Genomic DNA, 26,265 nt, shown 5'->3' on the forward strand with positions numbered 1-26,265 from the left:
CTACCCCTCCGCCCCATATTCTTTCCATCGTTCATAGTAAAACATAACAAGGTCATCCCTGAACGGGGCTTCACCCGCCCGGACTCTCGCAAGCAGCGCGTTCAGTCCCTGCTTGACCTTCCCGTCTACAATGGAAGAATAATGGTACAGCGTCTTATGCTGCTCGTATTCATCCTGGTCGACCACATGAATATCACCCGCCGGCATCCGGATGACATCCAGGTCATAATCAATATACGTGATAATGCTGTTGTTCACATAAGGCGGAGACGCCACATTGCAGTAATACCGGACGCCATGCTCTTCGATCAGCGCCACCACATTAAACCACATCTTCGGTATAAAAAAAGAAATTCCGGGTATCCGGCTGACCCATTCCTTGCCGTCGGCCTCCACGATCTTCGTCTGGCTGTTGATCAGCACGAGCATCGACTCGGCCCGATGGGTATCGTGCAGGAGATCGTCCGGAACGAGCCAGTTCTTGAGCCACATCCGGTGCAGGTGCCCATCGTGCTTGAAGCTCTTGATCAAATATGGATGAAATGCTCCCATGAGTGCCTGCCCTTCTGCATCGGACCGCCTTGGTGGCGAGTACGCTCTGCGTATGCTGAAATTCTATCGTTTTCGTTGGTACATGTAAGAATCTTGCTACTAGCATAAACTTATGTTGTTCCGCTTTCAAGGGAGAAGAGGGGAGCCCTCCAATAAAAACGCATTTCTAATAGAATAACAACAAAAAAAGCATTCCCGAAACAGCCGCAGCCTTCCGGTTATGCTTATATCGTCACTTTCATTGAAGTTCCGCAGGTGGGGGTTCTATCCGTTTACTATACTGAGCCGGTGAGGCGTACGGGAAAAATCCCCGTCTTGATAGCCGGCCTTCTCATACACCGGCAGCACCATTTCGTTATGCACATCTACGGTAACGAGAATGCGGCGAACCTTCCGCCCGATAAAGCGCTGGCGCAGGGATTCGATCAAAGACTGCCCGATGCCCCGGCGTTGATGCTCCGCTTCTACGGCTATCCGGTAATAGTATCCGTTGTGGTTATCAATCGTACCGACGATGATGCCGACGATCGCCCCTTCTTGTTCTGCGACCAAAACCAATTCACTGTCCCAAGACAGTTGTCTCGCAAATGCTTCCATCGTTTCTTCGTAACATTCTTCCGTCAGCACACTTTCAAGAAGGCGAGTCACCGTTACATAATCGGACAATTGAAACGAACGAACCTGGTAGGAACCCACAAGCATAAGTCGAACTCTCCCCGCCACTGAGATTGGTATCATAGTAAAATACGACAAATCCGTCCAAATTCCTGCCTAATCTTTTAAAAAACGCAAAAAATCTTCACATTATTTTGAATATCTTCTGAAAACGCTTTATTTGAAGCGTTTTCACGAACATTATCACTTTTTGACGCTGTACTGAGAGTTCTAAAACGAGCTCTGCAGGTTAGGTTACCTTTCTGTACACCGGACAAAAAGCCGCTTACGGGACTCCGGTCCCGGCAAGCGGCCTGCTTCATCTCTTCTATGACACATCCGGATCCAGCAAACGGTACAGCACCGTAACGGCCTGTGCCCTGGAGGCATAGAAGCCCGGTCTGAACGAACCATCCGGCATGCCTTCCAATAGGCCCGCACTAGACGCCTTCCTCACCGCTTCCGACGCCCAGGGGCTGACTTCCCCCATATCGCTGAACGACACGGTCTCCACCCCCGCCAATACCGCTCCGTTCCCCGGACGATCCCGATAGGCCTGTGCATTCGCCAGCATGACCGCCATCTGCTCGCGGGTGATCCGGGCATCAGGGGCGAATGTGGTATCGCTCATCCCGCTGATGAGCCCGGCGGCCAAGGCCTTCTGCAGCGCCGCCTTGTACCATGCATCTGCCGGTACGTCTCCAAAGGGAAGCTCCGCCCCTCCGGATTCCGGCAGCTGAAGCGTACGGGCGAGGAGCGCCGTAAACTGGGCCCTCGTCACTTCGGCATCGGGAGCGAACTCCGTATCGGTCATCCCGTCCGCTACGCCTCGGGCTGCCATCCGTTCGACGGCAGTACGCGCCCAATGCCCCTCCAGGTCGGCAAACTGCCGGTTCCACTGCATAATGGCAAACCGGCCAAAGCGCTGGAGCTCGACCCGGAACTGGCCTTCTTCCGATCTTCCCCCCGTATACTCCCATACTCCGCTTTCCGGTTGGTAGCGGTACGCTCCCGAACGTTTTGGATCAGTGATCTTCTCTTCTTCGAAATCGGTGGTAACCAGTACCGGCTTCTCGAAGGAAGCCAGCTCCTCACCGTCCGCCTCCAGCCGAATATCATAGACCGGGGAAGCCAGTACGGCATGCCCGGGTTTGCCCGGAACCTCGGGAACCGAAACCACACGGAGTCTCACCTTGGATTCATCCTTGACAGCATAGGCCCCGGGAGGAAAAACAAAGGAAAAACCATTCCCTTGTAAGATAAGCTTGGTGCCTGTCTGCTTGGCCAGGTTCCATACTTCTCCAGCCAATTCAAACACCCATCCGCTGGTTCCCTTATCCAGCACATCGACCGTCACCGGTGCGCCCTTGGCCGAAAGAATACGCTCCTTCAACTCTTCCTTGGGCGGTGCAATCGTAACCGGCACCGGGACGGGGACGCTTCCTTCCCCAGAGGCCGGAGTTCTGCCTGCGCTGGAGGATGAGCGGTTGCTGCTGCCGTCCGACGTCGAGCCCTCTCCGTTAATCGTATATTTGTAGCTTCGGGGCTCGCTCGAGATCCCATTCTTGACGGCATAGGCAACCAGGGTACGGCTCTCGTCCAATGTGACCGGTCCGGTGTAATCATACAGGGCGGTACTGCCCGCAAACCCGTAGACGAGTCTGGCACCCGCCGCCGCCGTCTTCAGCACGACACTTTGCTTACCCGTATAACTGCCCGCAGCGGGGAAAGCTTCCGGGGCACCCGGCCGCTTCGTGAGGACGAGGGGCGCTGCAGGGACGTACCGGTCAGCCCATTCCTCCGGCAGCTTCGCCTGCAGTTCAAGCTGGTAGACCTCCTCATCGGCCATCGGCTCTTCCAGTGTCCGGCCAAGATAGACGTCCCGCGTCACGGTCTCTCCCGAAACGGAACGGCCGGTAAGCACTACGCGGACCGGCTCCTTGGAATCGCTACCGGCCTCCGGGACGATTGCGCGGCCCCTGTCGTCCTCTGCCCACAGCCTCACTTCCAGAAGCGACTGCCCGGGGCTGCTGCCCGAAGAACGGGTTGCCGACAACCGCAAACGCGGCTTCAAAAACGCATTCTTGCCGTTAAGGAGCCCGCCGCCGTAGTAGGCTGAAGCAGCGTATGTACTTCCCCCTTTGGACTCCGGCATCTCGACACTCTTGCCCGTGTGGGCGAGAATCCGCTCTACATCAGCGGAAGTCAGTTCCGGGTTCTGCATCTTGAGCAGAGCGGCGAGCCCGGAAGCAAGCGGCGCCGAAAAGGAGGTGCCGTCGCCGATACCTATCGCATCCGCAGCCGTATGTAAGGTCGAGTAGATCGACGTGCCGGGAGCGGTGATGGTGACCTTGCCGATATTCGAGAAGTCGGCGATCGTAAGCCGGCTTCCTTCCAAGCGTGTCACAGAGCCCACCGCCACCACGCCCGGCATACTCGCCGGAAACAGGGTACGGTAGACTTTGCGGGGCAGCTCGGCACCTTCTGCCGCCTCTTCCTCACTCAGTACATTCCCCGCTTCGTTACCGACCCAGTGGTTGCTGTCATTACCTGTCGCTGCTACGACAACGACCTTTTTGCCCAGCGCATACTGGACCGCATCCTTGACCGCCTGCACTTCGGCCGACATGCCCAGGCTCAGGTTGATCACGTCCGCCCCGTTGTCCGCAGCCCAGTAGATGCCTTCGGCCACATCCGAGCTCTCGATGTCCGAGCGTCCGCTCCCCCCTACCTTCACGGGCAGAATGCGAACGGGTCCCGGCCCGGCCGCCCCTGCAATGCCCAGACCGTTGTCCATAACCGCTGCCGCCAGACCCGCCACCATCGTGCCATGCCCGTTCTCGTCCTCGGGATTCCAATCCCGGTTCTTGACGTCATATCCCCGCAGCAGCACGCCGCTGAGATCTTTGTGATCCGCCCGGACACCGGAATCGATCACAGCGATGGTCACAGGCTCACGGGCGGTATTCTCCCGCACTCTCGACCATCCGTACGTCAGCTCGGTAACGGACAGCCCCCATTGATATTCGAGATAGGGATCATTGGAAGCCTTGGCTTCCGCCGCCGTGCTGCTGCCCTTCAGGGCACCGAGAAGCGACCGCATCTCTACCGGCTCGGCAGGACGGTAAGGCAGGTCCGTGTAATGAAACCGGTACACAGGCTCGGCGTACTCGACCTCCGGATCCTTCAAGAGCCTCTCCACAGCTTCGGAGACGTTCTCCCGCTCCTGCACAGGCACCGTTACCGTGCTGCTGCCCTGCGCCGCCGCTTTCAGCATACGAGCCCCGTGCGGGGCTTCGGCCGTTCTCTTGTATTTCACGAGCACCTTGCCCGGCACAATCTCCGGGGGAGCGGCAGGAATCTCCAGCTCTTTCGCCGTCGCCGGTTCCACTTCCGGAAGTACGGCTCCGGCCGCTGCGTCGGCTGTGCACGACAAAAAAGGCGACAACACGAGAGCCGCCGCCAATCCTGCGCAGGCGAGTCGTTGTTTGGGCCCGTCCATAGCGGTTCCCTCCTCCATCTATAACTGTAATACAGACATAAACTCTACTAAATGTTTCCATACAATAGTATAAATGGAGCGGCTACTTCTGGCAATGATCCCCTGATGATTTCAGGAAAGCTTTAGAAACCAGACGCCCGGGCACTTCGAAATTGTAAAATAAAGGAACTTTTTGGCAAGTCTGGCGTAGTATCTTCCTATCAGGCCATATCATCTACCAGAATGGGGCGATTCCTATGAAACCTGAACCTGCTTCCCTGTCCACGCGCCGCCATCCCAAACTGTTCACGCTGTTCGTAGCCGCCACGCTGACGGCCGGAGCCGGCTGTACCCCGGCCGCCTCTCCGGCCCGGCCCGCGCCTTCGCTTCCTGTCTCCCCTTCCACTTCCGGCGGTGCCCTGCCGTCCGCAACGTCCGGCGGATCATCCGCCGCACCCCCGGCACCGCCTGCCGATACCTGTCCCGATGCCGACCGGGACCTCAGCTGCGATGATGGCAGCGGATCGGTAGATTCATCCGGAAGCGCGCATTACTATGGAGGGGCTGGCCCGTATTACCGCCGCAGCCCGGGCACTCAAGCCGCGCCCGCCCCTTCATCGCCGTCTACGGCCGCCCCCTCCGCAGGCGCCGCCCCCGCTCCGGCCGTGCCTGCTCCCGATACAACGAAGCGTACCGGATCGTTCAACAAGAGCAGCCCTGCGGCGGACGGTGCTCCGTCCGGTACAGCAGCCGGGAAGGGCTCCCCTGCTGGGGGAACAACGGGGACAGCGGGAGGAGCACCGGCGTCACGGGCCGCAGACGCCGGTGCTGCCGGGGCAGCCGCAGGAGGTACCGACAGCTCCGGCTCCGCCACCGGGAACACCTCTGCAGGCAGCGGCGGTTCGTTACAGTCCGGCGCCCCATCCCGCCCCGCAGCATCCTCGGGCATCACCTCGGGCAGCTCCGGCTCCCATGGAGGCGTCGGCAGCTCCAGTTCCGGGTCCTCCGGCTGAAGCCGTCTTTTCTCAGAGGATGGAACCGGCCCGCCCTTTTGCATAAAAGAGAGCGGGCCGAGTTAGAATAATCCGGTAATGCGCAATGAGCCGACTACTTGGACGAAGGAGGGGCCTGACATGACGGAAGCCATCCGCCCGATCTACGAGCTGAACGACCAGAAGACGAAGGAGTGGACGAGCGAAGAGCTGCAGTATCATCAGCGCGTCATGAGCGACATGTCGCCCTGGCTGAATGCACAGGGTACAGCCATACTGGGGCAAATCATTCACGAGATTGAACGACGCAGCGGGTCATAGAGACATCCGCTGTACGCCTTTCTCCTAGTCACGAACACTTAACATACATACATGTTGATTTTATATGGAATATAGGCGATAATAAATCTTGGAAAACTTATACTTTGCGGGAGGTAGATTAGAAGATGGCACATCAATTACCGGCACTGCCTTATGCCAACAACGCACTTGAGCCCCACATTGACGAAATGACGATGATGATTCACCACGATCGTCACCATAACACTTATGTAACGAACCTGAACGCTGCGCTGGAAGCTCATGCCGATCTTCAATCCAAAAGCGTGGAAGAGCTGATCTCGAACCTCGACGCTCTGCCTGAAGGCATCCGTACTGCCGTACGCAACAACGGCGGCGGCCATGCGAACCACTCCCTCTTCTGGGAAACCATCGGACCGAACGGCGGCGGCGCACCAAGCGGCAAGCTGGCTGACGCGATCAACGCGGAACTCGGCGGTTTCGATAAGTTCAAGGAAGATTTCGCTAAAGCGGCTACAACACGTTTTGGCTCCGGCTGGTCCTTCCTGTCCGTAACCAAAGACGGCAAGCTCAAAGTAGCTTCCCTGCCTAACCAAGACAGCCCGATCATGGAAGGCGAAACGCCTGTCCTCGGTCTGGACGTATGGGAGCACGCTTACTACCTGAAATATCAGAACAAACGTCCTGATTACATCGCAGCTTTCTGGAACGTTGTCAACTGGGAAGAAGTCGGCAAACGTTACGAAGCAGCAGTGAAGTAATTCACGGAATCAGCGTATACACGAACGACAAAAGAAGACCCGCCGGAGCCATCCGGACGGGTCTTCTTTTGTCGTTCATATCTTGGATTTTGGAGCGGGGAAGCCCCTTTCCGCCTCTACGCTACCGCTGCGAGAATACGAGCCTCAGGCCAAGCGCCGCATACAGTATCGCCTTGGCCTTGTGAATCCACGGCGGCATGCCGCTGCCGCCGGTCAATTTGCGTGCCAGCCAGCCCGAACACAGGGCCACCAGCGTGAAGATGACCATCGCCTGCACCAGGAACAGGGCTCCGAGCACCAGCATCTGCATGGCGGGCTGTCCGCCGCCCGGGGTGACGAACTGCGGAAGCAGTGCCAGGAAGAAGAGCGAGACTTTGGGATTAAGCACATTCATCAGGATCCCCCGGCGGAACAACGCCCAGGCCGGCTGCACCGGAGGCCTGGCGAGCCCCGAAGCCTGCGTTCCCTCGCGCCAGGCCATCCACGCCAGATAAAGCAGATAAGCCGCCCCGGCGATCTTCACGAGCTGGAAGAGAACGACGGAATTATACAGCAGTGCCGAAAGGCCCAGAGCAGCGGCGAAGGTATGGGCCACGACTCCCGTACTGAGGCCAAGGCCTGTGGCTATGCCGGCCCTTCTCCCGTTCGCCAGGCTCTGCGCGATGACGAAGAGCAGGTCGGGGCCGGGAGCCAGAGTCAATAAGACGGCAACCGCCGTGAAAGATATCAGGTAACCAGGATCCAATGCAGTTCACTTCTTTCCTTGGTATGGAGATGGGAAGTATAAAGTTTTCTATAGAATTCGCGGCCATTCTAGCCGCCTGACAAGAAGACCGATATAATTATAGGTATTCTATCCTACACACAAGAAGACGACCGGAAAAGAGTGAACTCTATTTCATGAGCAAATTGATCCCGCTTCTGCAGAACGTCCCGCTGTTTCAGGATTTGTCCGCCGCCGAACTCGAGTCCGTCGCCCCCCTGTTTCAAGAGCGCAAGTTCAAGAAGGGCACCATCCTCTTTTTGGAGGGAGACCCCGGTGATGAATTTTATCTGATCGGCAGCGGTGTCGTCAAGATTTACCGGATCGACAACAACAAAGAGATCATCCTCTCCCTGTTCCGCCAAGGGGATTTCTTCGGAGAAATGTCGCTGATCCAAAAAGGGCTGCTGCGGTCCGCCGCGGCCGAGACGCTCGAGCCCTGTTCGATCTATACGCTGATGCGCTCGGACTTCGCAGGCTTCATGGAGCACAGTCCCAAGCTCTGCATGCGGCTGCTTGAAGTGACCATGGAGCGGCTGCGCAAAGCCAACGAACAAATCTATAATCTCACCTTCCTGGATGTACGCACGCGGACGATTAAGGTGATATCCAAGCTGGCGGAAGAACACGGCCTGCCCCGCTCCAGCGGAAGCCTGATTAATATGAAGCTGACCCACCAGCAGCTCGCCAACATGGTAGGCACGGTGCGCGAATCCGTAACGAAAGTGCTGCAGGAGCTGCAGGAGGACGATATCATCACGATCGACAAAAAGTATATTCTTGTAAAAGACCCCGAACGGATGGCAAAGCTTATCTACTGAGAACTGCGGCGCTGCCACCGGCAATCCGGTTTCCACCCGTCTCCTATATAGGCATTGCTCGCCTTCCGCTAAGCGTAGTCACTGCTGCCGAGAGGATGAGCCGCACTATGCAATCCACGAACGACGCTCCATCTCCGATTGACGATCCGTGCCAAGATTCTTTGCGGATTCGAACTCGCCTTGTTCTTCTCTCTGCTCTCTACCCTTACCAGCTACTCCTCGCTTCAACGCGTGGGGGCTATCATTCCAAACGTTTCGCCAAATAAGATAAGTACGTCTGCTGGGTATAGCCCACAAAGCCCGCTCCGAAGATCTGAAGCTCGCCTATGCAGTCAAATGACTCATGCACGGCTTAACGTCTACAGACTGCGCTGCTGCCTTGACGCTCTCATCGGGGAATATCCCCAACTCCGGGGACTATTCGCGGGTCTTCTCGAAGAATCCTGCACATCCGTTCCGAAGCATACACTCGAAATGACGGGCACGAGCCTTGAACCCATCCGTTCGGCCTCGCAGCTCGGACTCGGGGCCTTGGCGCTCGCATTCTACCGGCCCTTGCCATCGCATTCCCTGATGTCCAGGCTCATAGTGAACCGATCCGCCGCCATAGCCAATCTAACAAAACACCTCCTGACCCCTTACAGGGAGCCGGAGGTGTTTTGTTAGAAGCGCTATCTGCGGATGAAGCTCAAGAGGCATGGGGTCAGATCCCGGCTCCCCCTAGCCCCGCTGCTTCCTGCCGGTACAGACCGATCAGCCGCTGCAGCTTCGTATGCAGCTCTTGCAGCGATTCGGGCAGCTGCCTGGCTTCCACATCAACAGCACGGAGGAGCCTGGCCAAGCTCAGCAGGCGATGCAAGCGGTAGAACCAGGGGAGACGCGCGGACAGCCCCTCTTCGCGAAGCGCCGATTCCTGCCGGTACCCTTGGATGAAAGCCCCGTACAGGGGACCCTCTAGCGAACCCCCCGATTCCCCCAGATCCCGGAGGGCGTAAGCGATATCCGCCTCATACCAGAGCCGGCAGCAGTCGTCGAAATCGATGATCCCTACGACGGCCTCATCCTCCCATAATAGATTATCCGTCTCGAAGTCATAGTGGATGAGCCCGTACTGCTCCTGATCTTCCCCGAAGGTGTTCAGCTTCGCTCTCACGGCAGCGAGCTCCTGCCGCACATCAAGGGCTTCCCCCGCGAGAGTGAGCTCTGCCGTGCCGAGCAGCTCCCGCCAATCGGGACGGGCGTCCGCCACAACGCCGGGCAGGGCTTTCAGCGCCTGATGCAGCCGGCCAAGCGCAGCTCCCCAGGCCGTATACTCGGCGGGTGTCATCCTGCCGCTGTCCGGGTGCCGGCCTGGCAAGCCTTCGAAGGCGCACACGTGCCAGCTTCCCCAAGGCGTATCGCAGACCTCGACCATCCGCCCGGCTAAGGAAGGCACAGGCTGTGCTGCCCGCATAGACGCTCCATTTTCTTGCGCCGCCGCCAGTTGCTGTAGAACTTGAAGCTCAGCCTCCAGCACCTCTATGCTGCGGTCATCAGCATCCGTAAGGCGCAGGAAGCGCACCTTCCCTTCCTCGCGGTAACGGAAGACCGCATTGGCGCTCACCCGGATATTCACGGCGGTGCCCGGCTCATGCGGCCACAGGCTTACTGCCCTATCCGCAAGCGGGCTCTTCCACTTCCCGTCCAGCGTACGGACCACATCGGCGATTCGGCTTAATCTCATCAAAAAGGCATCTCTCCCTTGTCCAGCTGCTCGGCCTCTTTCCCGGCAGGGGGCTAGTCTCTCCCTTACCATAACACCCCTGTCGAGACCAGCACAGGGAAAGAACGCTTGCTACTAAAAAGATACTAAAAAACGGCCGCGGCCCGTATACGCACGGACCGCGGCCGAACCCAATTCCTCTCTAGCTGCTTACGCTTCGCGATCTTTGAAATAGGCTCTTAGGATACGCAGGAACACGTTCGGGAAAGCATACTGCTCCATCTCCCCCTCGGAAAGCCAACGGTAATGAGACGGCAGAGGAGCGGACGATTCAGGCCGCAGCGGGGAGGCCTCCACGCTGCCGAGGAATACGTCCAGATCCCAATGGATATGGCTGAACGTATGCTCCGCCGGCATCAGCCAGCGAAGCCGTCCAAGGCCGATTCCGTCTTCGGCGAGGTGCCCTGCCAGCGCTTCATGCGCTGCGGCAGGATCTTCACCGGGTCCGCCTGCGTATGCAGCTTGGCCCTCGGCGGGGACCGCCGCAGCAGCAGGCGCAAGCGAATGCGGCAGCTCCCACATCCGTGCGAGCAGCCCCTCCGCCGGCCGCTGGCGGATGAGCACCCGGCCCGCCTGTCCGCCGGTGCCCTCGAGCAGCGCGACATAGCGGTTCTCCGGCCGAGGCGGCTTCGCCTTCTTCTTGACGGGCAGCTCCGCTTCCATGCCCGCCGCCCGGCCCGAGCAGTGGAGCATCACGGGACAGGTGAGACAGTGCGGCGACTTCGGCGTACAGACCATCGCCCCGAGCTCCATCAGCGCCTGGTTGAAGTCGCCGGCCGCCCCCTCCGGGATCAGCTCCTTCGCCAGCTTTTCCATGAGCACCCGGGTGCTGCCCTTCATGATATCCTCCTCGATCAGGAAGTACCGCGACAGCACCCGCATGACGTTGCCGTCCACGGCAGGCTCGGGCTTGTTGTAGGCGATGCTGAGGATGGCTCCGGCCGTATACGGCCCGACGCCCTTCAGGGCGAATACTTCCTCCTTCGTGTCCGGAACGACGCTGCCGTACCGCTCCTTCACCTCACGGACAGCGCTCTGCAGGTTGCGGGCACGGGAATAGTAGCCAAGACCCTCCCAGGCCTTCAGCACCTCGTCTTCCGGCGCATCGGCCAAGGCCTCGACGGTCGGGAATTTGTCCACGAATCTATGAAAATACGGGATCACCGTCTCGACTCTCGTCTGCTGCAGCATAATCTCTGATATCCAGATATGATACGGATTGCGGCTGCGCCGCCAAGGCAGGTCTCGCTTGTGACGGCGGTACCACGACAGCAGCTCGGCCGAGAAATACGCTTTTTGTTCTGTATTGTACATGAGTTCTCCTTCGCTTAGCGCACGTTGTCAGGCTATAATGGAGAGAAAGAATCCGAAGCGAAAAGAGGACTGCCGATGCTGACTCCCGGAGAGCTGGCCGCGCGTCTCAACAAGCTGGTCGTGTCGATCCTGCTCGTCGGCCACCAGAAGTGCGAGAGCCACTGGCATCAGAAATCCCGCTCGATCAAATATCATTCCGTCTGGCTGATTATCAAAGGCAAAGGCACGTTCACCATCGGCGGCACCCATTACCCCGCGGAACCCGGCAAGCTGTTCTGCTTCGCGCCCGGCATGGTGGTGGAACGGACGACCGATCCCGAGCAGCCTCTCGAATACTACTTTCTCCGCTTTCATTATACGGAATGTTACGAGGAGAAGGAACAGTGGATTTACCGGGGCGCCGGCGAGTCCCGCTTCCCGCTCGAAGGCATGTATACCGTGACCAATACGCCGCAGCTCATCTACCAGATGGAACAGCTCCATCTCTTGTGGAAGCGCAGGGGGCATATGACGGCGATGCGCCGCAAACTCGTACTGCAGGATTTCTTCCTGACCCTGGTCGCCGACTTCCGGGCTCAGAAGATCACGGGAGATACGACGGCGGCCATCGAGCTCACGCAGGATTACATGGTCGGCCACTACCGGGAACCGCTCACGCTCGAAGCCCTGGCCCAGATGGCAGGCCTCAGCGTCAGCCACTACTCCCGCCTCTTCAAAAAATATATCGGCTACAGTCCCATCGATTATTTAACGCACCTGAGGGTCGACCGGGCCAAGGAGCTGCTCGTCCTCTCCGATTACCGGTTAAAGTCCATTGCCGGGAGCGTGGGCTATACCGACGAATTCTATTTCTCCCGGATCTTCAAAAAAGTGACCGGCGAATCCCCCCGGGAGTATGCCAAAAAGCACCGGTTCTCCCCTGCGCATTGAAGCTGCGCCGGTTTGACTTTCCCTCCGGGGACAGTGTACGCTACCTAATAATAGATGAAGCTCATGTAGCTGTGTAGGAATGAAGGGATGCCGAACATGAAACAAGGAGATCTGATCGCGGAGAGCCGCTCCGGCGAGAGGCTGCGGGCCGCGCTCCGGGACCGTCACCGGCTGGCTGCGGCGCCTTACGCCCTGTGGCTGGTCGTCTGGGGCGCAGAGAGAACCGCGAACGCGGCCCTGCGGTTCACCGAGCCGGCCCGGGACTGGGGAAGGCTGCCCGCAGGCCTGTTCCTCGCGGCGCTCGCCTTGTCGCTCGGACTGCTGCTGCATCGCAAAATCCGCTTCCGGCGGACGTCCGGGGCCTTTGCCCCGCTGCTGCCAGCCCCCCTGGCCCGGAGCCTCGCTGCCATCGGCGCAGCCGTCCTGATCCTTCTCGCGGCTGCGCGGAGCGGCTGGTGGGGGCTGACACCCTACGACAGCGCCCTGCTGCCCGGCTTCGTCTGGGGAACGGCCTATCTGGTACTAGGGCGCAGACTGGGCTGGCCGCTGACGCTTCTCGGAATCTGGATGCTGGCCCTTACGGCCGTCACCGCCTGGAAGTATCTCGGCTTCGCGCCGATTCTCATCTCCGGCCTCGGAGGCTTATCCCTGATCGCGGCCGGATGCCTGCTTCGCTTATGGACAAGGGGGATGCGATACCAATGAAGATGCCTGTGAACCAACGAAGGAACACCCTGCGTACAGTCTTGCTGCTCGGCGTCATCGCCGCGCTACTTGCGGCCTGCGGGCCCAAGAACAGCCCGGAGCCGTTCGGCGGCACCAAGGGGGCCGACTCGGCTGCGGCAGCCAAGGCGATGGAGGGTGCGGCCGAGCCCGTGCAGGCGCTCTATAAGCAGCGCTGTCTCTCCTGCCACGGCTCCGCCCTCGAAGGCAAGGTCGGGCCGAGCACCAACCTGCAGCAGGTGGGCGGCCGGCTAGGCAAGGACCAGATTGCCGCGCAGATTGCCCGGGGCGGCGGCGGCATGCCGGGCTTCCAGGACAAGCTGTCCGCCGAAGAAATCGACGGGCTCGCGGCCTGGCTGGCCGGCAAAAAATAAACTGGCCGGCAGCTGGCCGGGCCGAATACAAAGAAACCTCCTTAACCGCACAGCGGATAGGGAGGTTTCTTTGTATTCGGGGGCCGCGTAACGCCCTCGGAGACCGCGGAACTGCGGGACTGCCCCAAGGCAAGGCCGCCACCGCAGAGCTCCGGTATCTTGCGACCCTGGGCGCCGGACAACCAACCGGCTAGACCAGTGCGACTGGTGGTGGTTCCGGCACTGCCAGTCGGCGCCGCAACGCGTTACTCGGCGCCAAGGAGCGCTCTGCCGCTTACAAACCGGCCGTCGGCAATCCAGACATGGCGGCCAAGGGGTGCCCTGCTAACCTGCATTCGCCCCCTTGCCCGGCAGCCCGGGCTTCTCACCCGCGCCGCTCCGCCATCGCGTACGCCATGGCGGCGGTATCGCTGTGCGTGATGCTGAGATGCACGATCAGCCCGCGCACGTCGGTGCCGCCTTCCGCCAGCCGCTGCAGCGCAGCCTCGGACAGCCGGCAGTGGGGCTTGCCCTTGGCGTCCGGCAGCACCTCGATATCGTGCAGGCCCACTTCCTTGCCGATGCCGCAGCCGAGCGCCTTCACGACCGCCTCCTTGGCGGCGAAGCGGCCCGCCGTGAATTCAGCGAGCCTTCCCCTGCGGGCGGCGGCAAGCTCCCGCTCCGCGGGCGTCAGGACGCGCTGGAGGAAACGCTCGCCGGCCGGCTGCTCTAAGATGGAGCGTACGCGGGCAATGTCGAGCAGGTCCGTTCCGATGCCGATAATCATGGGAGGATGTCCTTTCTTTTCTCTCTTCTGGTACAATTAGGGATGCATTCATGGTATCGGATCTGAAGCGAGAGTTCAAGGAGGATGAACAATGGAACCAATGGAGCGCACGCGGCTGCTTGAGGCCGACCGCCGTTATGTCTGGCACCCCTTCACGCAGATGAAGGACTACGCCGAAAGGGATCCGGTCCTGATCGAGAGGGCCGAGGGCGTCTATCTCTACGATGCCGCCGGCAAGGCCTATTACGACACGAATTCATCGTGGTGGGTCAACGTTCACGGCCATGCCCACCCCCGCATCCGGGAGGCTGTGAACCGCCAGATGGCGCAGATGGACCATGTCATGTTCGCAGGCCTCACCCACGGGCCGGGCATCGAACTTGCCGAACGCCTGGCGGAGCTTACGCCGGACGGTCTGACCAAAGCCTTCTACTCCGACAACGGCTCCACCGCCGTCGAGGTGGCACTGAAGATGTCGTTCCAGTACTGGCAGCAGACCGGCTCTCGGGCCAAGACCCGATTCGCTTTCGTCCAGCACAGCTATCACGGCGATACGATCGGGGCGGTCAGCGTGGGCGGCGTGGACCAGTATCACTCCGTCTTCCGGCCGCTGCTCTTCGAAGCGTATCAAGTGCCCTCGCCTGACCCCCGCGGACGGGGGAAAGGGGGCGATGAGCAGGCCGCAACCGAGGCACTGGCGGCCGTACGAGCTCTATTCGATACCTCGGCGGATGAGATAGCAGCGCTTATTGTCGAGCCGATGATCCAAGCGGCCGGCGGCATGATCCTGCATAGCCCCTCTTACCTGCAGGGGCTGCGCGAGCTCTGTACGCAGTATGGAGTGCACCTGATCGCCGACGAGGTCGCCGTCGGTTTTGGCCGGACCGGACGGCTGTTCGCCTGCGAGCACGCCGGGATCGCACCGGACTTCATGTGCCTCTCCAAGGGGCTGACCGCCGGGATGCTGCCGCTCGCCGTGACGATGACGACGGCCGGGATCTATGATGCCTTCTATGACGATTACGAGAAGCTGAAGACGTTCACACACGGCCACAGCTTCACGGGCAACCCGCTGGCGTGTGCCGTGGCGCTGGAGTCCCTTCGTATCTTCGAGGAGGAAGCCGTCCTGGAGCAGGCCTGCTCCTCCGCCTCCCGCCTGCAGGCGGGCATAGGGCGCTTCGCCGCCTTCCCGGGCGTCGCCGACCTTCGCGGTCTCGGCATGGTGGCTGCCTTCGAGCTGTATCAGGACCGGGATGCCCGCCGGCGCTATCCGTTCGAAGAACGCATCGGCTTCCGGGTCTACCAAGAAGGGTTGGCGGAAGGGTTGTTCCTCCGCCCGCTGGGAGATACGATCTACTACTGGCTGCCGCTCTGCACGACGGCCGCACAGATCGACGATATTCTCTCCCGTACCGAACGTGTTCTGGGCCGGATGGGGTTATAGCCCGCCCCGCCCCGGCCCTGCACGCCTCCCACTCCCCTTGTCCGCAAAATGCGGCATCGGCTGTGCAGGAGCTGCTCGGAGGCAAATTCGGCGAGATATCGACGCTGACGCTGAATAATTATATGTTCCAATCGCACAACTTCCGCGGAAGAAAAAACTCGAGGCCCAGGAGGTGCCGGAAGAGTTCGCACCGGGCATCTCTGCCGAAGACTTCCTAGAGATTGCGAAGAGACTGCAAAGCAATGCCGGGATGAAGTAGCCGGGCGCAGCATGCCCCCTCCCCGAAGCTGGAATGGCCGCAGGCCGATGCCGGCAATTCACAGGCCACCCACCTTCCACAGACGCAGCGTGTACAAAAATAAGACCCTATTCCTTCGTAGGAGGAACAGGGTCTTTGGGGTGCGGCCCCACTCACGGGTCCACCGAACGCTGCTGCTTAAATGCCGGGAATGTCCGTACGCTTATGTTCTGTACGCGTATAATGCTTCTCGAGCTTCTCGCGGACCTCATCCGGGATCTGCTTGCCCTCGAGATAATCGCTGTTGTCCTCGTAGGAAATACCGAGCTCCTTCTCGTCCGTCTGGCCTTCCCACAGGCCGGCAGACGGCGCCTTGTCGAGCACGCTTGCCGGTACGCCGAGTTCGCGGGCCAGCGCCCGCACCTGGCGCTTGTTCAGTGTGCTGAGCGGTGTGATGTCGACTGCCCCGTCGCCCCACTTCGTGAAGAACCCGGTAATCGCCTCCGACGCATGGTCGGTGCCTACCACGAGCAGATTCAGGTCGAACGCCAGCGCATACTGCACGACCATCCGTGTACGGGCTTTGATGTTGCCTTTGCCGCCACGGCTGACATGCTGGTGGACGCCGATGGATTTGAGCGCATGCTCGGTCTCCAGGGCGATCTCGTTCACCGCTTCTTCGATGTTCGTCTCGACCTTGTACTTCAGGTTGAACGCTTCCGCGGTCGCATAGCTGTCGGCGATATCCTCCTGCGTGCCATACGGCTGGAACACACCCAAGGTTTTGTATTCGCGGCCCTTCTCTTCGGTGAGCTCATCGGTTGCAAGCTTGCATAGTCCGGCAGCCACCGCACTGTCGATCCCTCCGCTGATGGCGATCAGAAGCCCGTCGACACCCGCTTTCAGCACATACTCTTTCAGAAAATCGACGCGCTTGCGTATCTCGGCTTTCACATCAATCTCGGGCTTCACACCCAGCTTGGCAATGATCTCCTGCTGCAGACTCATCCGAGCACCACTCCTTCTCATATCTAAGGTGACGAGCGGGCCCTCTTGATGTTCATTTCGCGTGTATGTACTCCCGCTGTCAAGTTTGCTTACAGTATACCACGATCTCTACATTGGTTAAACTTGCCCGGCCGCTTCTGAATCAGGGAGGCAGGTACAAAAAAACTCCCGGGATCCGGGGAGCGGATCCAGCGGGAGCGGGCGGCGCTTACTTGCAGTATGTCTCGAAAGCACCGATCAAGTCATTGGCAATCATCTCGGCGGACCGGTCTTCGACCTGGTGGCGCTGGATGAAATGTACAAGCTCGCCGTCCTTCATCAGGGCGATCGACGGGGACGATGGAGGGTACGGCGCAAAATACTCACGCGCTTTGGCCGTGGCTTCCTTATCCTGGCCCGCAAATACGGTAAACAGGTGGTCCGGCTTCACTTCGTGCTGAAGCGCCTTGGCCACGCCCGGACGGCATTGCCCTGCTGCACAGCCGCAGACGGAGTTCACGACAACGAGTGCCGTGCCCTTCATATTGTCGAGCGCTTCCGCCACCTCTTCAGGGGTGCGAAGCTCCTGTACACCGATACGCGTGAGATCGTCTCTCATCGGCTGCACCATATCCTTCATGTATCTGTCAAATGACATCGACATTGTTCTGTTCACTCCTTCTATCCCATGTTCCGCAAGGGACATTAACGTTATGTCCTATTATACATCGGCTCATGGGGAAAGCAAAGTGCTGCAGGCTGAATAAGCCTGCAGCACTTTGCGGCAGCCGAAGACTCAAGCATCGCCTTCGGTACGCTGCCCATCCGCCTCTCCCGGCTGGAACGCATCATAAGCGACATCCTTGTCCGGATGCATGAAGCGGTCTCCTTTGGGCGGGACACCCCGCTCGAAGATATCCCGGTTCTCCGCTGTCTGAAAGCCGACGTCCTTATACGGATGCACCCACTCGTCGCCGGACATGATGGCCGGATCCGTATCCTCGGTCCACTGCTCCAGCGGGGAGTTCTCAGAGGTGTAATCATGGTCGCCGATGAGCACCCCGTGCTCATTGACGAAGGCTTCCCGGGGCCCGCGCCCCGATTGGTATTCCGGTTTAAACTCGATTTCGAAGGGATCGAGCTCCGGGTTATTTTTGGCATTATACTCTATGTCGGTGTTCGCATGGTTATAGCCCTCGGGATCATGTCCCTCAGGGCGGGATGGAGTGGTCACGGAAGCGTTCCTCCTATTCGGCCGGGCGGTTAGGCCCGCTCAGTCTCTTATCCTGAACTCCCGCCGCATTCGCCTGCCCGTTGCTGCTCTCGTGCAGCTCCTGTTCTTTGGAGTTGTTCGAGCGGTTCTTGTTCTTGGCCATGATAATCATCTCCCTTCTTGTTCCTAGTATGCGGTAGGCTGCCCCCAATCCATGCGGCATCCGCCCCCGCAGAAACTGGAAAAGGAGGCCGCATGGATGGGGCCCCTGACTCAAAGAAGCCGCTGCGCCAGTAACACGGTAAGCCCATCCGGGCCGGCCTGCGCCGTCGTTACCCTGCACCCCCGGGACTCTAGCTCCCGGCACAGCCGCTCCGGATCCGGATCATGCTCCGCCCAGAGCGCGGCCCGTGACCCTGAGCAAGCCGTCCGCGGTGCCGCTTCCCTGCGGACGGCCATCCAGTCCACCACGGCGATCCGGCCGCCAGGCTTCACTACGCGGAGCATCTCGGCTAGACCGAGCGGCTGCTGGGCTTCGGTCAAGTGATGCAGCGCGAAGCTGGAGACGGCCAGATCGAACATGCCGTCCCAGAACGGCAGCGCCAGCAGATTGCCGAGCCGCGTCCGGACCCCGGGAGCCCGCGTGCTGCAGCGCCGCAGCATGGCGCGGGACTGGTCGACGGCCGTCATGCTTACCCCAGCCTCCTGCAGGCGGAGAGCAAAACCGCCCGCACCGGCTCCCGCATCCAGACCAAGCTCGCCCGGTCTTGGCTCCAGCATCGCCGCGGCACAATCCAGCGCCTGCGAGTAGAACGGCTCGGAGGGGACATGCCGGGCAGACTGCAGCGCAGGCTCCGCCTCCCCGTCCTCCGGCAGCCCGTCAAAGTTCCATAGATCGGCCCAGCCCTCTCTCACCTCCCGGCCCTCCCGGGAGCGTTCCGCAAGCGCGTGCCAAGACTCGGGCAGCACCGGCTCCCGGCCGAGCCGTCCGATCATCTCCTCGAGCAGCAACAGCGTATCCCTCCCCCGCAGCCATTCGCGGAAGAGCACCGAATGCTGCATCTCGAGATATTCCCTGACCGCCTCCCCATCCGAAGCGTCAGCGGAGCGCAGCACGTGGCGTATGTCTTCTACCGCTACCCCGGCTTCACGCAGTGCCAGTATGGTCTGCAGCCGCCAAGCGTCATCATCGGTAAACCGGCGGTATCCGTTCTCCCGGTCCTTCGCCGGAGCGAGCAGCCCTTTCTCCTCGTAGAACCGGATGGCCCGGGGAGTCACCCCGAGCCGCTTGGCCAACTCGTTGATTTTCACGGGTACCGCCCCTCTCTGCTTCGTTTCATTATATGTAGACGGCAGCCGGCCGTCGGTCCATCGGTCAATCCATCGGTCCATAGGTACGACAAAAGCCCCAACCGGATGGCGTACGCCCCTGGTCAAGGCTCTTGGATGTGATGCATGTTCTGCTGGTATGGAACCTATATCGCGCCGTTCCTGCTTCGTAGGCGGCGTACCGAACCGTCAACCCCTGGTATTGCTTGGCGAATCTGTCATGATGCTGTGAAACTAAAACAATAGAAGCCCTGCCTCTCTTCCATCCTTGCGGCTCCGAAGACCGCGCCAGTGTGAATCAGTACAAACCACAGTGTTCATTCATGGGAATCCTTGAGAATTGTTGTTCTTCGATGTGCGGTCAATCTGATCGTTTGGGTTAAAAATTCGAGGGGATTCAAATTCGTAGGGGTTATTTGAGGTTCCTTCATATGCAAAGCATAACACCCACAATATCAGATATATCGGCGGAAGTCAAGTGAAAGTGTAGAGTAAGGTGCAGTTGAGGGGACCCCTATTATTCCCAAAACAACCGACTCCAGCTCCCTTGCCGGACGGGACACGCCTTCCGGATCGGATGGGTCCTACGTCCTGCGGCGCCAAACCGTGCGGGCATGCTAAAACGATACAATAGGGGGCTCCTCAGCCCCCGCCCTCTTCCCGGCGTTCCTCGAGATTCCAGGTTTGAATGCCGTTATCTTCAATGATGCCCAGCGTTACGTCGGCGATATCCAAATCGGCGAGCAGCTTGTCCCGTACGCGGAACTTGATATCGTCCGCTTCCGCAAGCGCCAGCCCGCGCCGCAGTTCGATATAGCCGTCCACATGGTAGAACCGTCCTTCTTGGATAATCCGCAGCGTACTGATGTCCCGGACATCGGGATCGCCGAGGATGAGCTCGGACACCTTCGTCTCCACTTCCACCGGTGCAGCGACTCCGATCAGCCCGGCCATGTTGTCGAAGCCTACCTTGAAAGCGACCATCAGCATCAGCCCGCCAATCAGCATGGTCGCCACACCGTCGAAGATTTTCAGCGGCGTCAGTTCGCCGATGAGGATGGCTGCAAGCGCCAGCGCGGCCCCGGTCGTCGCCACGATGTCTTCATAGAAAACAAGGCGGGTCGGCGGCGCTGCACGTCCTACATTTTTGAAAGCGGCAGGGATCACGCCGAATCCGCTCGCGGGGACACGGGCTTCTTTGACGATTTCATTCATCGCCTTGATCAGCACCCCGCCGTCTACGGCAATGCCTGCCAGAAGCACGACCAAGGAAAACCAGAATCCCCCTGAGGATTCGGCGGGATGCTGCAGGAGATGAACCCCTTCTTTGATCGTCTCATAAGCCATCACGGTCACCACGATCACGGCTATCATACAAAAAATGTTGATGACGCGCCCAAAGCCTGTGGGAAAGCGCTTCGTCGGTTTGCGCTCCGCCAGCACGCTGCCGGCGAAGACGAAGCCCTGATTCACCGCATCCGCCACGGAGTGCATCGCCGAAGCAAACATGGCGCCGCTGCCGCCGAAAAACGCCGCCGCTCCTTTCAATACGGCCAGTCCCGCATTTCCGAGCGCCGCAATGCCCGAAGACGTATTCCCTTTTTTGACTGCCTGCCACAAGTTCGGCATTCTGCTCAGCTCCTCTGCCCGGTTTTGTGCAGCAACTTCCGGCTGACGTTCGTTTCGTATGGAAAAGATCAGGGTAAATACCCTTAAACTAACATCTTGAAAAACATGATTTTGAACAAATTCGGTCAAATTAACAGCGTACGGGTGGAAAACAGCCATTCCCGGGAACAAACGAAGCCGCAGCCTCTTCTGCATACACCTCAAGCACTCCCACACCGTTTGAGCACCATTTGCCGATTCGGTATAATAATTTATAAACATTCTTTATGCTGGTCAAACTGGAACTGGCTCAAAAAAAATTGCTTTGCCCAAGGAGGTGTACCTATCCGCCTCACGCAGGGGATAGGGAATGATTGAGTAGTGACCCGTTACCTTTATTGCTTAACGTGGTTTTGATTGTGGTGCTTGTGCTCATGAACGGTTTCTTTGTCGCAGCTGAATTCGCTATGGTGAAAGTTAGGAACAGCCGCATCGACGTACTGGCCCAGTCGGGTAACCTCAGCGCTCGTCTCGTCCAAAAAATTATGGGCAACCTGAACGCTTATCTCTCAGCCTGCCAGCTCGGAATCACCCTTGCTTCGCTTGGTCTCGGCTGGGTCGGTGAACCGGTTATCGCCCGGACACTGGAGCCTCTGCTGAGCGGGTGGCTGGGCCTGAGCGAGACGGTCGTCCATACGGTCTCCTTCCTGATCGCCTTCTCCCTCATCACGACGCTGCATATTACGCTCGGCGAACAGTTCCCGAAGACGTACGCCATCCGCCAATCCGAGAACGTCACGTTGTGGACGGCCCTGCCTCTGATCGTGACGTACAGAGTGATGTATCCGTTCATCTGGATGCTCAACGGGATCTCGAATTGGATGCTGAAGCGCGTCGGGATCGAACCGGCCACCGAACATGACTCCGCCCATACGGAAGAGGAAATCCGGGTGCTCATGAAGGAGAGCCACAAGAGCGGGTTCATCGACAATACCGAATTGACGCTGTTTGATAATATATTCGATTTCTCCGAAACCAACGCCCGGGAGATCATGATCCCGAGGACGGAGATGGGCTGCCTGTACGCCAATCTCTCGTTCTCTGAGAACATGGACATCGCCCTGAACGAGATGCGCACTCGCTATCCGGTCTGCGATCCCGATAAGGACAATATCGTCGGTTTCGTCCATATCAAAGACCTGCTCAAGGCCCAGACGAAAGTGACCGACATCCGCTCGATTCTGCGTCCTATTACCAAGGTGCCGGAGTCGATGCCGATCTCCACGCTCCTGAAGCTGATGCAGAAAAAGAAAAGCCAAATCGCCCTCCTCATTGACGAGTACGGCGGCACTTCGGGCCTCGTCACGATCGAGGACATCCTCGAAGAGATTGTAGGCGATATTCAAGACGAGTTCGCCCCCGAGCAGCGCCCCAGCGTAGAGCTGAGGGAAGACAGCTCCTACTCGATCGACGGCCGGCTTCTGATCGACGAAGTCAATGATAAATTCGGAATGGAGATCGAGTCGGAGGATTACGACACGATCGGCGGATGGATATACTCGCAGGTCGAAATTCCGCCGAAGCAGGGCCAGAGCGTCCGTTATGGCGATACCTACGAATTCGTCATTGAGGAAACCGACGATCTGAGGATCTCGCGGCTGACGGTCAAGAGGCTTGAAGCGCAGAGCCAATCGGCCTAGCGGCATCACAGTCTCCCTCGCGGAACACACCAGCCGCTTGTCATAACAGTCCTCCGGGCTCCAAGGCCCGTACATCGATTCAGTGATGAACAGCCTGTGGGAGAGTCCGGAGGGCTGTTCATATCGAACCTAAGAAAAGGATAGCAAAATAAAACGGCCGCCCCCGGATGGAACACCGGAAGCGGCCGTTTTATTGCTGTACCTCGTAATGCTAAGCGTGTCACGCTCTTATTTATTCGTCTTGAATCGCGTGAGCACTACGTTCAGTTCTTCCGCCAAGTGCGCCAGCGATTGGGAAGATGCGCTGATCTCCTCCATCGAAGCAAGCTGCTCCTGGCTCGAAGCGGCATTGGTCTGGGACACGGTGGCAAGCTGCTCGGAAGCCGTGCTGACCGTCTCGATCGTTGCCGTCATTTCCTCGCTGGAAGCGGTCATGTCTTCGACCGAATGGGTTACCTCTTCGACTTTGACCGACACCGTCTGGATCGATTCCTTAATTTCCGTGAAGGCGTCTCTTACGTCTTCCGCCTTCCGGATTCCTTCATACACTTTATCCGTGCTCTTTTCTACCGAAAGAATTACTTTGTCCGTATCCCGCTGGATCGAATCAACCAGCGACGTAATCTGAGCGGCGGATTGGACGGACTGCTCGGCCAGCTTGCGCACCTCGCCTGCCACAACCGCGAACCCTTTGCCCTGCTCCCCTGCCCTGGCGGCCTCAATGGCGGCGTTCAACGCAAGGAGATTCGTCTGATTCGCAATGCCGGTAATCAGCGTCACGATATTGCCGATCTGCTTCGATTGTTCCCCGAGCATCCGGATCATCTGCGACGATTCTTCCGTGGTCCGGTTGATCTCGTTCATCTGGTCGGTAATCGCCTGAACCGCCTTCCCGCCGCGATCGGACAGTTCATTGGTTTCCCTCACCATCGTCAGCATCATCTCGCCGTTGCCCGAAATCTGCTGCATTCCTGCCGACACTTCGGACAGAGCGTTGAACAACTCTTCTACACCCTGCATCTGCTTCTCCGTGTAATCCGAAGCTTCCTGGGAGCTGTCCGCTACGGACTCCGCCGCCTTCGAGCTTTGTTCAGCCGAGGCCAGAAGCTCTTCTGCCGAAGCGGCCACCATCTCCGAAGATACTTTGATCTGGGAGACCATGCTGTTCATATCTTCCGTCATCCGGTTGAAGGATGCGGCCAGCTGCCCGACCTCGTCTTTGCTCTTCACGTTCAGCGGCTCTACCGTCAGATCCCCTTGGGCTACGCGGCCAAGGGCTTCCGAAGCCTGGATCAGCGGACGGGAGATGCTCCGGGAGATAACATAAGCGAGAAGGAGGCCGATCAGCAACGAGAGGCCTGTCGCTCCCCAGATGATCGAGCGGCCGCCGTTATTCGTGGCGTCCGACTCAAGAACCGCTTTGGCCGCCCCTTGTTCGTTATAGCTAGTGATCTTATCCAGAATTACTCCGGTCGCAGCCAGGCTATCGGTAATCTTGCCGATGATCCCGTTCACCTCATTGATCCGCGCGCCGGCCCCCGCTTCGAGATTAAGCTCGGTGCCCAGCTTTTTCCCTTCCTCTACGGCCGACTTCAGATTGGATAGTTCCTTTTTGAGCGCATCCGTATTCTGCCGATCTTCCGTGTCACCAGGCAAAATGGTTTTTTCATAATCTTGTACCTGGACATTAATGTCTGTAAACTGCGTATCAATCTGTTTGGACAGGTCCGCCAGCTTCTGCGGGTCGGATTCCACAGTCATCATCAGTGTTTTGGCTACAATCTCCTTGGTTACCGTTTCGATCTCCTTGCTCGCCGATATGCCGGGCATCCAGGAACCATTGATCAGCTTAGTCTGCTGATAGAGGCGGTTCATCTGATTGACTCCGAAGATCCCGACGGCAAGCAGCAGCACCAACAGGAGGGTGAAACCTCCAAATATCTTTTTCCCCACAGTGATTTTCACGATTAATTCCCCTTTCGGCTTATCTATATCCTTATGTTTCGGACGATCACTCCTTCTTTGTTAATGAAAATCATTGCCTTTCATCGTCTGCAGCATAAATACCGCCCCCCTCTCCTGAAGCTCCATCCGGGAAGAGAACGCGGTATGATACGCCTCTATGCTCACGGAAGGCAGCCGCCCGTGACTCCCAGTCTAAAAAAGGGTAAGATAGAGGGCATACCAGAGAGCGATAGCAAGGAGTCATACGTATATGAGTTACGATGTCATTATTATCGGCGGGGGGCCATCCGGCCTCATGGCTGCGATTGCAGCCTCCAGGCACGGCGCCCGGACCCTGCTCGTCGACAAAGGGGACAAACTGGGACGCAAACTCGGGATCTCCGGCGGCGGCCGCTGCAATGTGACCAATGCCAAAGAGCCCGACGAGATCATCAAGCATATTCCCGGCAATGGCCGGTTCCTCTACAGCGCCTTCGCGACATTCAGCAACCGTGACATCATGGCTTTCTTCGAAGACTTAGGCATTGCACTGAAGGAGGAAGACCGGGGCCGGATGTTCCCCGTCAGCGACCGGGCGAAGACGGTGGTCGACGCCCTCGTCGGCCAAGTACGCCGGCAGGGCGTCACGATCCGCGTCCACACGCCTGTACGGCAGGTGCTGTACCGGGACGGCGCGGCAGCCGGCGTGGAGCTGCGCGGCGGGGAGCGGGTGGAAGCGCGGGCGGTCATCATCGCGACCGGCGGCAAATCGGTGCCCCAGACCGGTTCGACGGGTGACGGGTACCCTTGGGCGGAGGAAGGCGGGCACACGATTACTGAGCTGTACCCGACCGAAGTGCCGCTGACCTCCCGCGAGGGCTTCATCAAGAGCCGTGAGCTGCAGGGACTGTCGCTGCGAGACATTACCCTGTCGGTATGGAATCCGAAAGGTAAGAAGATCATCGAGCATGAGGGCGACCTGCTCTTCACCCACTTCGGCCTCTCGGGCCCTACCGCGCTTCGCTGCAGCCAGTTCGTGGTGAAGGCGAAGAAGCAGTTCGGTGCGGGTACGATCCGCGTCACCATCGATCTGTTCCCGGACCGTACGGAGGGAGAACTTTATGCCGAGACGCTGAAGCTCTCGGAGACCGAGCCGAAGAAAGCGGTCAAGAATGTGCTCAAGGGCACGCTGCCCGAGCGGATGATTCCGCTCATTCTCTCGAAGTCCGGAATTAAGGAGGACACCACGTTCGACAACATTCCGAAGCAGCCTTGGCTCGAGATGGCGAAGCTGCTCAAGGCGTTCCCGGTCGAAGTGAACGGAACCCTGTCGCTCGAAGAAGCGTTCGTAACCGGCGGCGGCGTGAATCTCAAGGAAGTGGATCCGAGGACCATGGAGTCCAAAATCACGGCCGGACTGTATTTCTGCGGCGAAGTACTGGATATCCACGGCTACACCGGCGGGTACAACATTACGGCCGCCTTCACCACCGGCTATACCGCAGGCAAGAGCGCCGCGGAACATTACAGGAGCTAACGGCCGGCATCGGTATGCTCCCTGGCTCCTTTGGAAGCCCTGCCCTAACGGGATGGGCTTCCTTTGGCGTGT

24 protein-coding genes and 2 pseudogenes are annotated in these 26,265 nt (G+C 59.0%); 12 read left to right on the forward strand and 14 right to left on the reverse strand.

Translation table 11 applies throughout. The features are described from left to right. From O9H32_RS31080 to O9H32_RS31090, 3 genes are all read right to left on the reverse strand, one after another. Positions 1-552, reverse strand: a complete 552-nt coding sequence (locus O9H32_RS31080) for a DUF402 domain-containing protein (protein ID WP_269869971.1) — start codon at positions 550-552, stop codon at positions 1-3. 264 nt (positions 553-816) lie between these two features. Continuing rightward, positions 817-1,254 (reverse strand): GNAT family N-acetyltransferase, encoded by a 438-nt coding sequence (locus tag O9H32_RS31085; RefSeq protein WP_269869972.1) that lies wholly within the window; start codon positions 1,252-1,254, stop codon positions 817-819. A gap of 280 nt (positions 1,255-1,534) precedes the next feature. Next, positions 1,535-4,708, reverse strand: a complete 3,174-nt coding sequence (locus tag O9H32_RS31090; RefSeq protein ID WP_269869973.1) for a S8 family serine peptidase — start codon at positions 4,706-4,708, stop codon at positions 1,535-1,537. 236 nt (positions 4,709-4,944) lie between these two features. Between O9H32_RS31090 and O9H32_RS31095 the strand changes: the two genes are divergently transcribed. The 3 genes from O9H32_RS31095 to O9H32_RS31105 all read left to right on the forward strand — a co-directional run bounded on the left by O9H32_RS31095 (position 4,945) and on the right by O9H32_RS31105 (position 6,740). Further along, a complete protein-coding gene (locus O9H32_RS31095) occupies positions 4,945-5,700 on the forward strand; it encodes a hypothetical protein (protein ID WP_269869974.1) in 756 nt (251 codons plus the stop codon). Positions 5,701-5,820: 120 nt separating this feature from the next. After that, positions 5,821-6,000: a hypothetical protein gene (locus O9H32_RS31100; protein ID WP_269869975.1), complete on the forward strand. Its 180-nt coding sequence runs from the start codon at positions 5,821-5,823 to the stop codon at positions 5,998-6,000. 125 nt (positions 6,001-6,125) lie between these two features. Further along, a complete protein-coding gene (locus O9H32_RS31105; protein ID WP_269869976.1) occupies positions 6,126-6,740 on the forward strand; it encodes a superoxide dismutase in 615 nt (204 codons plus the stop codon). 121 nt (positions 6,741-6,861) lie between these two features. Here the strand turns inward: O9H32_RS31105 and O9H32_RS31110 are convergent, their stop codons facing one another. Further along, complete coding sequence (locus tag O9H32_RS31110) at positions 6,862-7,485, reverse strand: LysE family translocator (RefSeq protein WP_269869977.1); 624 nt, start codon at positions 7,483-7,485, stop codon at positions 6,862-6,864. A gap of 155 nt (positions 7,486-7,640) precedes the next feature. Here O9H32_RS31110 and O9H32_RS31115 point away from each other — a divergent pair, with 155 nt between their 5' ends. Next, positions 7,641-8,324: a Crp/Fnr family transcriptional regulator gene (locus O9H32_RS31115; protein WP_269869978.1), complete on the forward strand. Its 684-nt coding sequence runs from the start codon at positions 7,641-7,643 to the stop codon at positions 8,322-8,324. 703 nt (positions 8,325-9,027) lie between these two features. On the opposite strand, the gene O9H32_RS31120 is transcribed toward O9H32_RS31115, so the two are convergent. Both O9H32_RS31120 and mutY read right to left on the reverse strand, forming a co-directional pair. Then, positions 9,028-10,047, reverse strand: a complete 1,020-nt coding sequence (locus O9H32_RS31120; RefSeq protein WP_269869979.1) for a phosphotransferase enzyme family protein — start codon at positions 10,045-10,047, stop codon at positions 9,028-9,030. A gap of 189 nt (positions 10,048-10,236) precedes the next feature. Beyond that, a complete protein-coding gene (mutY, locus tag O9H32_RS31125) occupies positions 10,237-11,400 on the reverse strand; it encodes an A/G-specific adenine glycosylase (protein ID WP_269869980.1) in 1,164 nt (387 codons plus the stop codon). 75 nt (positions 11,401-11,475) lie between these two features. On the opposite strand from mutY, the gene O9H32_RS31130 reads away from it, so the two are divergent. The 3 genes from O9H32_RS31130 (at position 11,476) to O9H32_RS31140 (ending at position 13,427) form a co-directional block, all read left to right on the forward strand. Further along, positions 11,476-12,330 carry a helix-turn-helix domain-containing protein gene (locus O9H32_RS31130; protein ID WP_269869981.1) on the forward strand — a complete coding sequence of 285 codons (855 nt, stop codon included), beginning with the start codon at positions 11,476-11,478 and terminating at the stop codon, positions 12,328-12,330. A gap of 96 nt (positions 12,331-12,426) precedes the next feature. Beyond that, on the forward strand, positions 12,427-13,035 hold the full coding sequence (locus tag O9H32_RS31135; protein WP_269869982.1) for a hypothetical protein: 609 nt from the start codon (positions 12,427-12,429) through the stop codon (positions 13,033-13,035). 2 nt (positions 13,036-13,037) lie between these two features. Beyond that, positions 13,038-13,427: a c-type cytochrome gene (locus tag O9H32_RS31140; protein ID WP_269870000.1), complete on the forward strand. Its 390-nt coding sequence runs from the start codon at positions 13,038-13,040 to the stop codon at positions 13,425-13,427. A 364-nt stretch (positions 13,428-13,791) separates the two neighbouring features. Here O9H32_RS31140 and acpS read toward each other — a convergent pair whose 3' ends face one another. Further along, positions 13,792-14,193, reverse strand: a complete 402-nt coding sequence (gene acpS, locus O9H32_RS31145; protein ID WP_269870001.1) for a holo-ACP synthase — start codon at positions 14,191-14,193, stop codon at positions 13,792-13,794. A 91-nt stretch (positions 14,194-14,284) separates the two neighbouring features. On the opposite strand from acpS, the gene bioA reads away from it, so the two are divergent. The 3 genes and pseudogenes from bioA to O9H32_RS32970 form a co-directional block, all read left to right on the forward strand. Next, positions 14,285-15,637 carry an adenosylmethionine--8-amino-7-oxononanoate transaminase gene (gene bioA, locus O9H32_RS31150; RefSeq protein ID WP_269869983.1) on the forward strand — a complete coding sequence of 451 codons (1,353 nt, stop codon included), beginning with the start codon at positions 14,285-14,287 and terminating at the stop codon, positions 15,635-15,637. Continuing rightward, a pseudogene (locus O9H32_RS31155) lies at positions 15,634-15,804 on the forward strand (manganese catalase family protein); the annotation flags it as partial. The gene bioA and the pseudogene O9H32_RS31155, both read left to right, overlap by 4 nt. Then, positions 15,798-15,896, forward strand: a pseudogene (locus tag O9H32_RS32970) (manganese catalase family protein); the annotation flags it as partial. The pseudogenes O9H32_RS31155 and O9H32_RS32970, both read left to right, overlap by 7 nt. A 177-nt stretch (positions 15,897-16,073) precedes the next feature. Here O9H32_RS32970 and nadE read toward each other — a convergent pair. The 6 genes from nadE to O9H32_RS31185 all read right to left on the reverse strand — a co-directional run bounded on the left by nadE (position 16,074) and on the right by O9H32_RS31185 (position 21,033). Beyond that, the gene (gene nadE / locus O9H32_RS31160) at positions 16,074-16,883 is read right to left on the reverse strand and encodes an ammonia-dependent NAD(+) synthetase (protein WP_269869984.1); all 810 of its coding nucleotides are present in this window, start codon (positions 16,881-16,883) and stop codon (positions 16,074-16,076) included. A 208-nt stretch (positions 16,884-17,091) separates the two neighbouring features. Then, entirely contained in the window at positions 17,092-17,526 is a 435-nt protein-coding gene (locus tag O9H32_RS31165) for a BrxA/BrxB family bacilliredoxin (protein WP_269869985.1), read from the reverse strand. Positions 17,527-17,658: 132 nt separating this feature from the next. Next, positions 17,659-18,096: a DUF3905 domain-containing protein gene (locus O9H32_RS31170; protein ID WP_269869986.1), complete on the reverse strand. Its 438-nt coding sequence runs from the start codon at positions 18,094-18,096 to the stop codon at positions 17,659-17,661. Positions 18,097-18,109: 13 nt separating this feature from the next. After that, positions 18,110-18,238: a hypothetical protein gene (locus O9H32_RS31175; protein ID WP_269869987.1), complete on the reverse strand. Its 129-nt coding sequence runs from the start codon at positions 18,236-18,238 to the stop codon at positions 18,110-18,112. Positions 18,239-18,348: 110 nt separating this feature from the next. Next, entirely contained in the window at positions 18,349-19,467 is a 1,119-nt protein-coding gene (locus tag O9H32_RS31180; protein WP_269869988.1) for a MerR family transcriptional regulator, read from the reverse strand. A gap of 579 nt (positions 19,468-20,046) precedes the next feature. Further along, positions 20,047-21,033: a cation diffusion facilitator family transporter gene (locus tag O9H32_RS31185; protein WP_269869989.1), complete on the reverse strand. Its 987-nt coding sequence runs from the start codon at positions 21,031-21,033 to the stop codon at positions 20,047-20,049. 377 nt (positions 21,034-21,410) lie between these two features. Between O9H32_RS31185 and O9H32_RS31190 the strand changes: the two genes are divergently transcribed. Next, positions 21,411-22,712 (forward strand): hemolysin family protein, encoded by a 1,302-nt coding sequence (locus O9H32_RS31190; RefSeq protein ID WP_269869990.1) that lies wholly within the window; start codon positions 21,411-21,413, stop codon positions 22,710-22,712. A gap of 228 nt (positions 22,713-22,940) precedes the next feature. Here O9H32_RS31190 and O9H32_RS31195 read toward each other — a convergent pair whose 3' ends face one another. Then, the gene (locus tag O9H32_RS31195; protein WP_269869991.1) at positions 22,941-24,677 is read right to left on the reverse strand and encodes a methyl-accepting chemotaxis protein; all 1,737 of its coding nucleotides are present in this window, start codon (positions 24,675-24,677) and stop codon (positions 22,941-22,943) included. A gap of 250 nt (positions 24,678-24,927) precedes the next feature. Between O9H32_RS31195 and O9H32_RS31200 the strand changes: the two genes are divergently transcribed. Then, positions 24,928-26,193: a BaiN/RdsA family NAD(P)/FAD-dependent oxidoreductase gene (locus tag O9H32_RS31200; protein ID WP_269869992.1), complete on the forward strand. Its 1,266-nt coding sequence runs from the start codon at positions 24,928-24,930 to the stop codon at positions 26,191-26,193. Positions 26,194-26,265 lie beyond the last annotated feature (72 nt).

The organism is Paenibacillus caseinilyticus (genome assembly GCF_027533645.1).
Classification (GTDB): domain Bacteria; phylum Bacillota; class Bacilli; order Paenibacillales; family NBRC-103111; genus Paenibacillus_G; species Paenibacillus_G caseinilyticus.